The sequence below is a fragment of the Pseudomonas silensiensis genome (assembly GCF_050434865.1).
Taxonomy (GTDB): Bacteria; Pseudomonadota; Gammaproteobacteria; order Pseudomonadales; family Pseudomonadaceae; genus Aquipseudomonas; species Aquipseudomonas fluorescens_W.
This window is the reverse complement of the sequence record NZ_JBNDJH010000031.1, coordinates 1-14,596: the sequence shown is the minus strand read 5'-3', so window position 1 is coordinate 14,596 and position 14,596 is coordinate 1. Positions and strand designations below refer to the sequence as shown.

Sequence of the window (14,596 nt, the reverse complement as noted above, 5' to 3'; positions counted from 1 at the left end):
AGAATGATTATTAGACGCGGCACGAACGAGAAACCGGAAAGAAACCGGGAAAATAAAATTCCGAAAGGTGGAAGGAGTTAGGTTTTTCGCGGTCCTGTGGCGAGGGAGCTTGCTCCCGCTGGACTGCGTAGCAGTCCCATTTTTTGGGGCCGCTTCGCGACCCAGCGGGAGCAAGCTCCCTCGCCACAAAGATGTGTTCAGCGATCAGGCGGGAGCGAACTCAGTGACAACCCGTCCGCTTTCCATGCGTACCAGTTGGTCCGCCACGTCGAAATAACGGTCATCGTGGGAGATCACGATGATGGTCTTGCCCAGACGCTTGAGGTCCGGCAGCAGCTCGGTATAGAAAATCCGGCGGAAGGTCGGGTCCTGGTCGGCCGCCCATTCATCGAACACCAGCACCGGACGTTCCTCCAGCCACGCATTGACCAGGGCCAGGCGTTTGCGCTGGCCGGTGGAGAGGTCGGTGGTGGTGAAGTTGCCGTCCTTGACGCTGACCTTGTGCGCGATCTCCAGCCGTTGCAGGTATTTGTTGGCATCTTCGGGGATGTGCGTATCGCCTTGGACCACGTCGTCGAACAGGTAATAGTCAGCAAAAATCGTGGTGAACAACTGGCGATAGTCATCGCGGTTGGCGGCGTCGATCACTTCGCCGTTAACGTGGATTGCACCCTGCTGCGGCGTGTACAGGCCCAGCAGCAGTTTGATCAGCGTGGTCTTGCCGCACCCGTTCTCGCCGACAATAAAGGTGATGTCGCCTTGCTTGATCGTCAGGTTCACCGGCCCGAGCTGGAAGGGCGCAGCCCCTTCGGCAGCCGGGAAGCTGAAACGTACATCGGCCAGTTTCAGTTCGTGCACGGCTTGCTTGACGTTGCCTTTGTCGCTGAGCAGCAGATGCGGTTCGGGGGTGGAAAACTGCTCCGACAGTTCGGCGATGCGGCGGAAGGCGATCTGCGCGCGGCTGACAATCGGCAAGGTGCTGATCAAATGCTCCAGCGGGCCTTTCATATAAAGCAGCACCAGCACGAAGCCGCTCATCACGGTTTTGTCGGCGCTCGGCCAGAAGGTTTGCAAGGCCAGGGCCAGGCCGATGACCACGAAGAACAGCATCGAACCAAACGTCTTGGCGATCACGAAGGTGTTGATGGAACGCACCTGGGTGTTGCAGATGAACTCGGCCGTAGCCTTGATGCCCGAGACGAACATGCGTTGGCGGCGTGGACGATGAATGCGCAGTTCCTTGGCGCCTTCGGCAATCGCGTTGTAGTGCTTTTGCAGTTCATCTTCGGCCTCTCGGGCGGCCATGAAACCCTGTACCCCTTTGCTCTGGGCGTAGGCCTGAATGGCGGTGCCGATCAGGATGGCGGCGACCATGATCAGGAACATCGGCCACGACAGAATGGCCAGGTAGCCCATGCAGCCGAGGGTCACGGTGACGGAAATGGCCAGCGGCGCGAAGGCGAAGGCGAAGTCGCTGATGGTGTCGACGTCGTGGGTCAGTACCGGGATCAGGCGGTGGCTGCGATAGCGTTCGATCTGCTCGATCGGGGCCGACAGGACTTTCTCGCCCAGCTGTTTACGCAGCTTGGCGATGATGTGCTGGCCGACGTAGTTGGTGCCGATGTCCGAGCAGATCGAACTGGCCAGCGCCAGCAGGCACAGGCCGGCGAACAGGGCGACGACGCCTTGGGTCAGGCCGGTGTCCGAATGCAGGGCGTTGTTGATGGTCGCCAGCAATACCGTGACGCTCAGGCCGCCGACCATGCCCAGGAAAATGGACGCGGCGACGATGAGCCGAAAGGGTTTCAACAGGGCGAACAATTCGCCGATGGCGCCACGGGTAGGCTGGGTCATGGAAGACAGTTCCTTGGGTCGTGAAGGCAGATACCCAGTAGAACGTCTGGTGGAAGACTTAATTTAGCCGGCCGCCGACTGGCGGCGACCGGTTGAGGCGACGGCTTACAGGTCGCGCACGATGCGGAAACCCATCCAGTCGCCACGCTCTTGCGGGTACTGGCTGTTGCGGTTGCCGGAGCGCGAGAACACCGGCGCTTCACCCCAGTCGTTGCCACGAATCCGTACGGCTTCGCATTTGGGCTCGACCCAGGCGCTGCCATCAGTGGGCGCACCGACGTAATCAGGGTGTTCGCAGTCCTCGACCCATTCGTAAACGTTGCCGTGCATGTCGTACAGGCCGAAGGCGTTCGGCGGGTAGCTGCCCACTGGTGAGCTGTAGCTGTAACCGTCCGCCGGGCCATAGGTGTTGGCGTGTTTGCTGATGCTGTATTCCTTGCCCACATCGAACGGGAAGGGGAACGGCCCTTTGCTGCCGCCGCGCGCGGCATATTCGCGTTGGGCTTCGCTGACCATGTGGTACGTCTGCCCGGTTTTTTTCGACAGCCAGGCGACGTAGTTTTTCACGTCGTCGAAGTTCATGCACACCGCCGGCTGACGCGGGCTTTGCGGATAGCGCGGCTTGCTGGCGACGCACTCGCGACCCGGCCGGGTGTCGCCGTTGGCGATGGTCACGCCACTCTCGCGCACGTAGCTGTCCCATTCACCGGCGGTGACCTGGAAGCGGCTCATGGCGAACGGTTTGGCAAAGGTCACGCCATGCATCGGACCTTCATCGGGTTCGCGACCGACTTCATCGTCCGGGGTGCCCATGGTGAAGGTGCCGGCGGGCAGCACGACCATTTCCGGGCAGTCCCGACAGTCTTTGAACACCTTGCCCGGTTGCGTCGTTGCCGCGGCTTGCGCGGCAGCCGGCAGCAGGCCAGCGAGGAGGGCGGACAAGGCGAGTGCCTTGAACGGCAGTGTTAGTGGATTACTGTTCATGAGGTGTCTCGTTCAAAGAAAAAACTGGAGTCTTGTAAGGTCCAATGTAGGAGTGAGCCTGCTCGCGATAGCGGTGTATCAGGCGAAGTCGATGTCGACTGATACACCGCTATCGCGAGCAGGCTCGCTCCTACAGGGTTCTGCGTTAGGCGATCTTGCTCAGCAAGGCCATGAAGCGGTCGATCTGCTCTTCAGTGTTGAGCAGGCCAGGGGCGATGCGGATCACCGGGCCGACGTCACGGTCCACCGAGTCGCAGACCACGCGGTTCTCCATCAACTGGACGGCGACTTTTTCGCAGTCGCGATCCTTGATCCGGAAGAAGGTAAAACCAGCCGACAGGTCCGGGCTCTTTGGCGTCATCAGTTCGATCTGCGGGTGCTCCAGCAAGCGGTTTTTCGCATAGGTATTGAGCGCATGGATGCGCGCCTGCACCTCGGCTTTGCCCAGGTCCAGGTGCAGCTTGAAGGCTTCGTTCAGGGCCCAGCGATGTTCGAAGCTGTGATAGCCGCCGGGGGTCATGATGGTCGAGAAGGTGGTGGCTTCGGAGAACGTCGGGATGGTCGGCGTCACGTCCTTGATTTCGGCCGAACGCGCGCAAATGATCCCGGTACCGCGCGGGCCGAACATCCATTTGTGGGTGCCGGCGATGAAGAAATCGCAGTGCATGTCGGGGAAGTCGAGGTCCTCGACGCCGAAGCCATGGACGCCGTCAACCACATACAGGATGCGGTCCTTTTCTGCGCGGTTGCGGTTCTGTTCGTCCACCAGTTTGCCGATCTCGCCGATCGGCAGTTTCACGCCGCTGCCCGATTGCACCCACGTCATGCCGAGCACTCGGGTTTCGGGGCGAATGCCTTTGGCAATCGAGCCCAGCACTTCGTCCACGGAAATGCTGTGACTGTGCTCGAACAGCTTGAGCTTGCGAACCTTGACCCCGTCCTTTTGCTGGCGGTAAGCCAAGGCATAGTTCGTCGCGTAATGTTCGTGTTCGCTGGTGAGAATTTCCTGGTCGGGGCGCACATGAATGCCGCCGTAGATCAGTGAAAGGCCTTCGGTGGTGCTGCCGGTGAGGGCGATTTGCTCGGGCTTGGCCTTGAGGTAGCGACCGGCCCAGATGCGTACTTCCTGCTCGCGTTTTTCGGTTTCCCCCAGGTCCCAATCCATGGCCCGGCCGGGGTTGCGGTCGAGGTTGGCGCGGTGCATGTCGATCGCTTCACGCACCGGTCTTGGGTGTGAGGTCACCAGAAAGTTGGCGAAGTGCAGGTAATCCGGGTCCTGATTGAACATCTGGCGTAGTTGCGCCCACTTATCCTTCGGCAGCGGCGCCGGATTGGCGGCCAGCGCCGGCAGGTTCACGGCTGCGCCCAAGGGCAGGCCGGCCGCGAGAATACCGGCCTGCTTGAGGAATGAACGACGGTTGGTCATGTGCTCGGTTCGCTTCTGCAAAAGAGAGAATCAGTTTTTCGCCACAGGTTTGGAAGACTTCTGCACCTGGTCCCAGACCCGCAGGAAGTTGCCGCCCCAGAGCTTGGCGATATCGGCCTCGCTGTAGCCGCGACTGATCAGCTCGGCCGTCACGTTGCGGGCCTCGCTGACGTCTTTCCAGCCGTCCAGACCGCCGCCGTCGTTGAAGTCGGAACTGATGCCGACGTGGTCGATGCCGATTTTTTTCACTGCGTAGTCGATCGCGTCGCCATAGTCCTTGAGGGTGGCCTTGGGCTCTTCGTCGACGATGGCATAGAGCTGACTGGCGTACTCGCCGAAACGTTGCTCGGACCAGACGGTGATCACCGGGTCGCCCGGCATCAGCGCCATCTCCAGACTTTGCAACGGTTGCAGGTCGAAGCGTGCGCGCAGGGCGTTGAGTTTGTCCTGGGTGGCCTGGCTCAGCGGGCGGATGTAGGTCGGGAAGCCGACAATCTGCACCACGCCGCCGCTGTTCTTGATCAGCTGCATTTCCTGATCGCTGAGGTTGCGCGGGATGTCTACCAACCCTCGCGGCGCCGAGTGGGACGCGACCATCGGCGCACGGCTCAACTGGGCGACTTGCTCCAGCGCCTTGGTCGACATCTGAGAAACGTCGATGATCACGCCGAGATCGTTGAGTCGGTGCACGGCCTGCTTGCCGATCTCCGAGAGGCCGCCAAGGGCGTCGCGGGAATCGTTGAAAAACGGCAACGGCCGGGATGAGTCAGCCCAGGCGTTGTTGCCCACGTAGCTGAAGCCGAACATGCGCATGCCGCGCGCCGCCCACTTGTCCAAAGCGTTGAGGTCGTTGCCCAGCGGATAGGCGTTGAGCATGCTCATGAAGATCGCGAACTTGCCTTCGCCGTGCAGGCGTCGGAAGTCGTCGGGGGTGTAGGCGATGGCAACCTGATTGGGGAAGTCGCGAACCAGGGTGCTGATGATTTTGTAGCGGGTTTCCTGTTCGAACTGTGCTTCGTCGACGAAACCGGCGGTGGGGCGGTGCGGGGCGTTGGCGCCGTTCCAGATTTCCGGCCAGCCGAAAATCGTCAGCGCCGCGCCGGACAGGCGTCCGCGCCCGGTCTTGACCAGGTCGAACTGCCCGGTGCCATCCTTGTCCGCTTCATTGCCGGCGGTGCCGAAGTCCAACGGGACGGTGACGTGGCTGTCGAAGGAGAGGATTCGCTCGTGCAGCTCATCGGCCTGTTTCATCACCTTGACCGGGTAGCCGGGATTGTCCTTGAACCCGTAATCCCAGACCGCAAAGCCTGCACCGGCGCTGATCGCCAGGGCCAGCGGCAGGCCGATGTAAAGAGCCTTTTTCGAACGTGGTTTTGTCATTGCCGTCTCAGTCAGGTTCGCCGTTGGGGGCAGGCGCAGGGGCCTTTGCTATCTGGGAAGAACGAGTGGCCCAGTTAGAAATTTAGTGGGGTAGATGGCCTCTTCGCGGGCAAGCCTCGCTCCTACAGGTGTTGTGTCGTACCCAAATCATGCGGTAACCACAAAACCTGTAGGAGCGAGGCTTGCCCGCGAAGCTCTTAAATTTCCAGACTCAACAGACGTTCTAGCTTGGATAAAGCCTGCTTCATGGCTGACACAGGTAGGGCAATGACGATTTCTCGACGATGGTTCATGGCAGGCCTGGCGCTGACCGGCGCCGCCGTGCCTGCGGCTTTTTATGGGCATCGTGAATGGACCAAACCGGATCCGACGATCACCCCCGGCGAAGCGTCTTTCGATGTGGCGGATGTTGCCGGCCAGCACTTGGCGAACACCTTGCGCGGTGTCTGGCAGATTCGTTTCGACGGTCATGATGCCGGCATCGAAGGCCTGCCACGGGACGGGCTGGAGGTGTTTCTCGACATCGGCCACAAAGGTCGCGGCTTGAGCGGGTTCCTCGACACCGCCGAGCGTTTGCGTTCGAACGAAACGCCGCGTTACCGAGTGCTCGGCGACCTGGCCGGCGCGAAACCGGCGCAGTTGAGCTGGCGACTGCTCAGCGCCAGTGGCACAGCGGATTATGAATTCAGCCTGTTGCTGGACGAAGTCTGGGCCGGTTTCGGCAACGCTGGCAGCGGCACCCTCAGTGGTCGGGTGGTGAATCTGAACCGTCCGCTGATGTTGACGGCGCAAGACAATCGCTTCATTGCCGTCAAGCGCGTGTTCCCCGAAGCCCGCGAGCGCGCCGGTCTCAATCCATCGTTGCTGGCCTGGCTGGTTTCGCCTGAGCATCGGTTGTTTCACCAGCTCTGGCATGCCTCCCGGGACAAGTGGCACACCCTGTCCGAAGACAAGCGCGGCGCCCTGCGCGGCATTGGCTGGCAGCCTGGTCCGCGAGACAAGGAGCGTGATGCCCGTGGCGCGCGCAAGGATCGTAACGGCTCGGGCGTGGACTTTTTCTTCATGCACCGGCACATGCTCGGCAAGGCGCGCTCCCTGCAGGACTTGCCATCCTGGCAACACTTCCCATTGCCGCAGCCTGAACTGGCGCGAGATCGCGTTGGCTTCGCCAATTATTTTGACAACCACGACGGCACCGCGCTGCCGCCGACCTGGCTGGCCGACGACGATGCCGAGTACTCGCAATGGGTCAGTGACATCAAGACCGCCGAGACCTACCACAGCAATTTCCAGGTCTGGGAATCGCAGTACCGCGATCCGCGTTACCTGTCGAAATTGACCTTGGGTCAGTTTGGTTCAGAGGTCGAATTGGGGCTGCACGACTGGCTGCACATGCGCTGGGCTTCGGTGCCGCGTGATCCGTCCAACGGTCATCCCGTGCCGTTTGCCCGGGATCCGGCGGACTTTTCCGCGCGCTGGTATGCGCCGGAAAACGACTTTCTCGGCGACCCGTTTTCGTCTCATGTAAACCCGGTGTTCTGGCATTTCCATGGCTGGATCGATGATCGACTGGAAGACTGGTTCCGTGCGCACGAGCGCTTTCATCCGGGGCAGGTCAGTCGGCTTGAGGTCAATGGCGTGGCGTGGTTTGCGCCTGGGCGTTGGGTCGAGATCGACGACCCGTGGCTCGGCCCGAGCACCCATGGTTGCAGCACCACGCCGGGGTTGCAGACCGGCAAATCGGTGGAAATGGACCCGGAAACCATGAAGCTGGCGTTGCGGATTACCTTTGGCGATGACGAGAAGAAACTGGCGGATCTGTTCCGTAAAGTGCCGCAACGGCCTTGGTATGCGCGGCATTTGAAGGCCAAACCGATTTCCAGTTAATCAATAAGACCGCGTTATCGTTCAATCGCGGGCAAGCCCGGCTCCCACAGGGTTTTATGTGTGCCGCATATTTTGGGCACGACATATAACCTGTGGGAACCGGGCTTGCCCGCGATGGCGTACTCACTGGCACCGCAATTTACAAAGTCTGCCACCCGCCGCCGAGCGCTTTGTACAGCGCAATACTCGCCTGCAACCGCGACAACCGCAGTTGCACATTCAGATCCTGCGCCGCATACAGCGTGCGCTGTGTCTCAAGCACCGTCAGCAAATCCTCGGCCCCGGCCTGATAACGTCTTTGCGCAATGTTGAATGCGGTCTGCGCCTGGTTCAGCTCTTCACCTTGCCATTGCCGCTGTTCGTCCAGTCCGCGAATGCTGTTCAACGCTTTTTCCACATCGGCGAAGCCATTGATGATCGCCCCGCGATACGTCTCCAGCAGTTCTTCCTGACGGGCCGTGGCCTTGTCGCGCTCGGCGCTCAGGCGACCATTGTTGAAGACCGGCGCGAGCAGTCCGGCGGTGAGGTTGTAGAAGGGTTTGCGCAGGACGTCGGCGGCGCGGTCGGCACCGGAGCCGATTTCTGCGCTGAGGGTCACAGTCGGCAACAGGGCGGCGCGGGCGACGGTGACGTCGGCTTGTGCGGCGGCCAATTGCGCTTCGGCGCGGGCGATGTCCGGGCGACGGCTGATCAGCTCGCTGGGCAGGCCAGCGCCAATGGTTGGCCATGACAATTGATCAAAGTGTTCCTGACCCAAAGAAAATGCCTGCACCGGCCGGCCGAGCAGGGCGGCAAGGCTGATCTTTGCATCCTGTGCCTGTTGCTGCACCAGCGGCAATTGTCGCTGTTGCGCGGCGACCAGACTCTTTTGCTGCGCCAGTTCCAACGCCGTCGCCGAGCCTGAGTCAAAACGCGTCTGCACCAGTTTCAATACATTTTGCGCGTTCGCCAGATTCAGCGCTGCGATGCGACTTTGCTCACGCAACGACAAGCTTTGCGCGTAGCTGTTGGCCACGCCGCTAAGCAGCGTCAACTCCACCGTCGCCTGATCGAATTCGCTGGCCTGCAAGCCGAATTGCGCACTGTCGCGGGAAGCGCGTTGGCCGCCCCAGAAGTCGACTTCGTAAGTGGCGGTGAGGTTGGCGTTAAAGTAATCGACGGCCTTGTTATCGCCGTCGGCATCGAGCTGGCTGTAGCCGTTGCCGCGCAATAGTTTCTGCCGGTTGGCGTTCAGGCCGGCCTTGACCTCCGGCAATAGAGAACCGCCGGCAATCACGGTGTCGGCTTGCGCTTGACGCACCCGAGCGATAGCGGCGGCCAGGTCGTAACTGCCGACCCGCGCCTGTTCGATCAACTGATCAAGCTGCGGGCTGCCGAACTGCGTCCACCATTGCAGGTGGCTGCGAGTAGCGCTTTGAGTGTGTGGCGATTGCCAGGCGGCGGGCGGCTGGAGGCCGCTGTCCGGACGCTGGGCGGGACTGCCGCAGGCGCCGAGCAACAGGCAGAGGGTCAGCAGGCTAAGTGGCGGCTTCATAGATCGATCATTCACTGGTAAGGGCCGTGACCGGGTCGAGTCGGGCAGCTTTGCGGGCCGGCATGAAGCCGAAGACAACACCGGTGACCAGGGCGCAGCCGAAGGCGCCGAGCACCGCTATCAAGGAGAACGCGACGGCGACTTCGCTGAGGATCAGCACACCGCCGACGATCAGCGCCAGAGCAATCCCGGCAAGCCCGCCGACCACCGAAAGCATCACCGCTTCGGTGAGAAACTGGCGCAGGATGTCGCGTTGGCGGGCGCCGGTGGCCATGCGAATACCGATCTCGCGGGTCCGTTCGCGCACGGTCATGAGCATGATGTTCATCACGCCGATGCCGCCCACCAGCAACGAAATCGCGGCAATCGAGCCGAGCATCAGCGACAGCGTATTTTGCGTGCGTGCCTCGGCCTGGATCATTGCCGCGTTGTTGGTCAGTTCGAAATCCTTCTTGCCGTTGTGCAGGCGCAGCATCAATTGTTCGATGGCTGTTTCGGTCTCTTTGACCTTGCGCGCATCGGCGGCGGCGATGGCCACGTATTCGGGATTATGGGTGCCGAATAACCGCACACTCGCAGCGGAGTAGGGGATGGCGATGCGGTCGTCGCTGTCGGAATCGCCGGAGCTGGCGCCTTTTTCCGCGAGCACGCCGACCACCTGGAACGGCACGTTCTCAATCAGGATGTACTGGCCGATCGGGTTGGCGACGTCCTTGAGTAACTTGGTCCGCACCTTGTGGCCGATCACCGCGACCGCCGCCGCGTTGCGTTCATCGTCCTGGGTGAAATAGCTGCCTTCCACCACCGGCCAGTTGAAAATCGCCGGGAAGTTGGTGTCGTTGCCGCCGACGTAACTCAAGTGGTCGAGGTTGCCGAAACGCACCCCGGCCTCCTGGCCGTTGACCGGCATGATCCGTGTCACTTGCGGCAGGCTTCCCACCGCCGCGACGTCATCCAGGGTGACGATGCCCAGCGGCGTACGCGGGTTTGGCGACGAGCCACTGAGGTAAATGATGTTGGAGCCGAACGCGCCCATTTGCGCCATGACCTGGCGCTTGCTGCCTTCACCGACGGCCAGCATGACCACCACCGACGCGACGCCGATGATGATCCCGAGCAACGTCAGTGCGGTGCGAAAGCGGTTGATCCACATCACCCGCCACGCGGCGTGCACCGCATCGACCAGTTCGCCTTTCCAGGCCCCGGTGGCTTCGGCGCCTTCGGTCAGACGCTTGCGTAAGTCCACCGCTTGCAGCGCACCAGGGTTGGCCGAGGTCTGTGCATCGGGGTTGTCCTGGGCGCTGTCGCTGATGATCAGTCCGTCGCGAATTTCGATGATGCGTTTGGCCCGGGCCGCGACTTCGCGGTCGTGGGTGATGAGGATCACCACGTGGCCCTGGCTCGCCAGTTCGTCGAGCAGGGTCATGACCTCGGCACCGCTGTGGCTGTCGAGGGCGCCGGTGGGTTCGTCGGCGAGGATGATGTGGCCGCCGTTCATCAAGGCGCGGGCAATCGACACCCGTTGTTGCTGGCCGCCGGAGAGCTGGTGCGGACGGTTGCCGGTGCGCGAGGCCAGGCCGAGGCGGTCGAGCAGGGCGGCGGCGCGGGCGTGGCGTTCGGCGGCCGGCAAGCCTGCGTAGATGGCCGGCATCTCGACGTTTTCCTGGGCCGAACCGGACGGGATCAGGTGATAACCCTGGAACACAAAGCCGAAGGCTTCGCGACGCAGCCAGGCCAGTTCGTCGCTGTCGAGTGCGGCGACGTTTTCCCCGGCGAAGCGATATTCGCCTGAGGTCGGACGGTCAAGGCAGCCGAGGATGTTCATCAGCGTCGACTTGCCGGAGCCGGAGGCACCGACGATCGCCACGAACTCCCCGGCATGGATCGACAGGTCGATGCCGCGCAACACGTGGACTTCCGGTGAATCGCCGCCGCCGTAGGCTTTGCGGATGTCGTGCAGGTCGATCAGGGGCGTCAGCATTCAGCCGCCACTCCCATCAGTCGGGCCGATCAGCAGGTGATCGCCTTCCTGCAAGCCGTCGAGGATCTGCACACGCAGGCGATCGCTGATCCCGGTGCGCACGTCGCGCTGCTCGATGCGGCCGTTTTTGGCGACGACTTGCGCGGTCTGATTGTCCGCTCCAGTGCCGGCTTGCAGGGCTGCGATAGGTGCGGTGAGGACGTTTTTCGCCTGCTCGGCGACGAAGAAGACTTGCGTGGTCATTTCCGCCATCAGCGCGTTGTCGGCGTTGTCGACGTCGAGCAGTACGGTGTACAGCACCACGCGAGCGCTGCCGCTTTTGCTCGAACTGGCCGGGCTGCCGCCACCCTGGCTGGTCTGGTCCAGCGGCTTGGGCGGCACCGGCAGAATCTGCCGCACGGTGCTGTTCCAGCGCCGGTTGCCGCCGCTGAGGGTGGTGAACCAGGCCGTCATGCCGGGTTTGACGTGACCGATGTCGGCTTCCGACACCTCGGCCCAGACGGTCATCGGCGACAACTTGGCGATGCGCAGAATCAGGGGCGTTTGTTGCTGGGCGTTGAGGGTTTGGCCTTCCCGGGCGTCGAGCGCGACGACGGTTCCGCTCATCGGCGCATAGATGCGGGTGTAACCCAGTTCCGCCTGATCACTGCGCAGGCTGGCCTGGGCCTGGCGGATCTGCGCCTGGAACATGTCGATGCGGGCCTGGGTGGCGCGCAGTTCGGCCTCGGCGGTCTGCACGTCTTCTTCGCGGGTGGCGCCACCGGCCTTGAGGTTCTGTTGGCGCTGGAATTTCTGCCGGGCGAGGTCGTGCTGCGCCCGTTGCTCCTGCAGCTGCGCCTTGAGGTTTTCGATGGAGAAACGCCCGGCGTCGAGTTTGGCCTGTTGCGTGGACGGATCGATCTCCACCAGCAACTGGCCTTCCTTCACCCCATCACCGACTTCCACGTGGATCTTGTGGATCTGCCCGGACGCCTGGGCACCGACGTCGACATAACGTCGAGGTTGCAGGGTGCCCAAGGCCGTGACGCTGCTTTCGATGTCGGCGCGGGTGACCTGAACGGTGGCGAACTGGTCGCGGCCGGGCGGGATGATCTGCCAGGCGGCCAGGGCGATAACGGGGATCAGGCAAAGTGCTACAAGCAGGGCGCGTCGGGTCTGTCGGGGACGTTTCATGCAGGGTTCCGGCCAATGAATATCGGCCCGTCGTTCAAAGGGACGGGGAGCTGTCCTGTAAACGATGAAAGTGGCGGGGAATTTAGCCGGGGGACATATGGCGCAACACCTGTGAAGGGGTGTGCAGGTGCTCGAGCAGGACTATTTTTCGGGCAAGATGAAGCAATACTTTAAATCTATATGAGAATTACTATAAATTACGCGCCTCAAACTGCCACTATCGTGCCACTGCCTGTTTCGGCGGTTGCCGGTCTGGCTCAAGGACAGAAACCGCACCCCTGCGGCCGGGAGTCATGTTGGAAAACTACTATCGCGAGCTGGTGTGTTTTTTGAACGCCAAGCTGGGCAACCGTCAGGTGGCCGAAGATGTGGTGCATGACGCTTATCTGCGGGTATTGGAGCGCTCCAGCGACACGCCGATCGAGCAGCCTCGCGCGTTCCTGTATCGCACCGCGCTCAACCTGGTGATCGACGACCATCGGCGCAATGCCCTGCGTCAGGTCGAATCGCTGGAAGTGCTCGACAACGAAGAGCGCTACTTCACCCCATCCCCTCATCACAGCCTCGATCACGGTCAACGCCTGGAAATGCTCCAGCGCGCATTGGCGGAATTGCCACGGCTGTGCCGCGAGAGTTTCCTGCTGCGCAAGATCGATGGCCTGTCGCACCCAGAGATCGCCGAACACCTGGGCATTTCCCGGGCCCTGGTGGAGAAACACATCGTCAATGCGATGAAGCATTGCCGGGTGCGGATGCGGCAATGGGATGCCCATTGATCCGACCCGATCAATCAAGCTGCATTAAATTTTTTTTCATTGTCCTCGTTCCCTTCAACAGACGATCTGCTGTCCTGCTCAAGGCCGGTCAGGTCACTTAGGCTTACTCCCGCTGCTTCGGGGGTTCATCCAGAGGACACTGGAAATGACACAGGCAATTGCATCGCCCATCGTTCACGACCTGATCGGCGTCGGTTTCGGCCCTTCGAACCTGGCGCTGGCCATCGCTCTGCAAGAGCGCGGGCCGAGTCAGGGCGAGCTGGATGTTCTGTTTCTCGACAAGCAGGCCGACTACCGCTGGCACGGCAACACCCTGGTCACCCAGAGTGAGTTGCAGATTTCCTTCCTCAAGGACCTGGTGACCCTGCGCAACCCGACCAGCCCGTACTCCTTCGTCAACTACCTCAAGCACCACGGTCGTCTGGTGGACTTCATCAACCTGGGCACCTTTTATCCGTGCCGCATGGAGTACAACGATTACCTGCGTTGGGTCGCCGGGCAATTTGAAGCGCAGAGCCGCTACGGCGAAGAAGTGCTGACCATCGAACCGGTGCTGCACAATCAACAGGTCGAAGCGCTGCGGGTGATCTCGCGCGATACCCACGGTCAGCAGCACGTTCGCACCGCCCGTTCGGTGGTGGTCAGTGCCGGCGGAACACCGCGTATTCCCGAAGCGTTCAAGGCGCTCAAGGGGGACAGCCGGGTGTTCCACCACTCCCAGTACCTGGCGCAGATGGCCAAGCAGCCGTGCGTGAACAACCAGCCGATGAGCATCGCGATCATCGGTGGCGGGCAGAGTGCGGCGGAAGCATTCATCGATTTGAACGACAGCTTCCCGTCGGTGCAGGTGGACATGATCCTGCGGGGCTCGGCCCTGAAGCCGGCGGACGATAGCCCGTTCGTCAACGAAGTGTTCTCGCCGGAGTTCACTGATCTGGTGTTCCAGCAGGCGAGCAGCGAGCGCGAGCGTCTGGTCAACGAGTACCACAACACCAACTATTCGGTGGTGGACATCGACCTGATCGAACGCATCTACGGCATCTTCTATCGCCAGAAAGTCTCGGGCATCGCGCGCCATGCGTTCCGTACCCTGACCACTATCGAAAAAGCCACCGCCACCGAGCGCGGCATCGAGTTGGCCGTGCGCAACAACGCCACGGGTGAAGTCAGCGTCCGTCATTACGACGCCGTGGTGTTGGCCACCGGTTACGAGCGTCAGATGCACCGCAAGCTGCTGGCGCCGCTGGAACAGTACCTGGGCGATTTCGAGGTAGACCGTAATTACAAACTGATCACTGACGAGCGCTGCAAGGCCAGCATCTATATGCAGGGCTTCTGCCAGGCGAGCCATGGTTTGAGCGACACGCTGTTGTCGATCCTGCCGATTCGCGCCGATGAAATTGCCGGTTCGTTGTATGACCATGGCAAGGCTCGTGGGCATGGTCGGTCGGTGATGGATTTACTGTTGGCGACTGCCAGCTAATTTGCGGAGTTTGTAAGGCCGTCATCGCGAGCAGGCTCGCTTGTATGTTTAGACTTGAAGGGGTGGGTGGGACTACAGACTCGATTCTGACTCTGACCAGTACAGACCGTGGGAGACT

General features: G+C 61.5%; 10 protein-coding genes. 3 read left to right on the top strand and 7 right to left on the bottom strand.

Annotated features, from left to right (window positions below):
- Positions 1-204: 204 nt before the first annotated feature.
- The 4 genes from QF010_RS30370 to pvdM form a co-directional block, all read right to left on the bottom strand.
- Positions 205-1,854 (bottom strand): cyclic peptide export ABC transporter, encoded by a 1,650-nt coding sequence (locus QF010_RS30370; RefSeq protein WP_033061147.1) that lies wholly within the window; start codon positions 1,852-1,854, stop codon positions 205-207.
- 105 nt (positions 1,855-1,959) lie between these two features.
- On the bottom strand, positions 1,960-2,838 hold the full coding sequence (gene pvdO, locus QF010_RS30365) for a dihydropyoverdine dehydrogenase (protein WP_429534547.1): 879 nt from the start codon (positions 2,836-2,838) through the stop codon (positions 1,960-1,962).
- Positions 2,839-2,983: 145 nt separating this feature from the next.
- On the bottom strand, positions 2,984-4,264 hold the full coding sequence (gene pvdN / locus QF010_RS30360) for a pyoverdine-tailoring periplasmic protein PvdN (protein ID WP_429534546.1): 1,281 nt from the start codon (positions 4,262-4,264) through the stop codon (positions 2,984-2,986).
- Between the two features lie 30 nt (positions 4,265-4,294).
- Positions 4,295-5,644 carry a pyoverdine-tailoring dipeptidase-like protein PvdM gene (gene pvdM / locus QF010_RS30355; protein WP_429534545.1) on the bottom strand — a complete coding sequence of 450 codons (1,350 nt, stop codon included), beginning with the start codon at positions 5,642-5,644 and terminating at the stop codon, positions 4,295-4,297.
- Positions 5,645-5,911: 267 nt separating this feature from the next.
- On the opposite strand from pvdM, the gene pvdP reads away from it, so the two are divergent.
- Entirely contained in the window at positions 5,912-7,531 is a 1,620-nt protein-coding gene (gene pvdP, locus QF010_RS30350; RefSeq protein WP_429534544.1) for a pyoverdine maturation tyrosinase PvdP, read from the top strand.
- 139 nt (positions 7,532-7,670) lie between these two features.
- Here the strand turns inward: pvdP and QF010_RS30345 are convergent, their stop codons facing one another.
- The 3 genes from QF010_RS30345 to QF010_RS30335 are packed head-to-tail and all read right to left on the bottom strand — an operon-like array spanning position 7,671 to position 12,219.
- Positions 7,671-9,065, bottom strand: a complete 1,395-nt coding sequence (locus QF010_RS30345) for an efflux transporter outer membrane subunit (protein ID WP_429534543.1) — start codon at positions 9,063-9,065, stop codon at positions 7,671-7,673.
- Positions 9,066-9,072: 7 nt separating this feature from the next.
- Entirely contained in the window at positions 9,073-11,046 is a 1,974-nt protein-coding gene (locus QF010_RS30340; RefSeq protein WP_429534542.1) for a MacB family efflux pump subunit, read from the bottom strand.
- Positions 11,047-12,219, bottom strand: coding sequence for an efflux RND transporter periplasmic adaptor subunit (locus QF010_RS30335; RefSeq protein ID WP_429534541.1), 1,173 nt, complete (start codon positions 12,217-12,219; stop codon positions 11,047-11,049). It abuts the gene before it with no gap.
- A gap of 293 nt (positions 12,220-12,512) precedes the next feature.
- Here QF010_RS30335 and QF010_RS30330 point away from each other — a divergent pair, with 293 nt between their 5' ends.
- Together QF010_RS30330 and QF010_RS30325 are read left to right on the top strand one after the other, a co-directional pair.
- On the top strand, positions 12,513-12,995 hold the full coding sequence (locus QF010_RS30330) for a sigma-70 family RNA polymerase sigma factor (RefSeq protein WP_033061135.1): 483 nt from the start codon (positions 12,513-12,515) through the stop codon (positions 12,993-12,995).
- Positions 12,996-13,140: 145 nt separating this feature from the next.
- Positions 13,141-14,478, top strand: a complete 1,338-nt coding sequence (locus QF010_RS30325; protein ID WP_429534540.1) for a lysine N(6)-hydroxylase/L-ornithine N(5)-oxygenase family protein — start codon at positions 13,141-13,143, stop codon at positions 14,476-14,478.
- Positions 14,479-14,596: the final 118 nt, after the last annotated feature.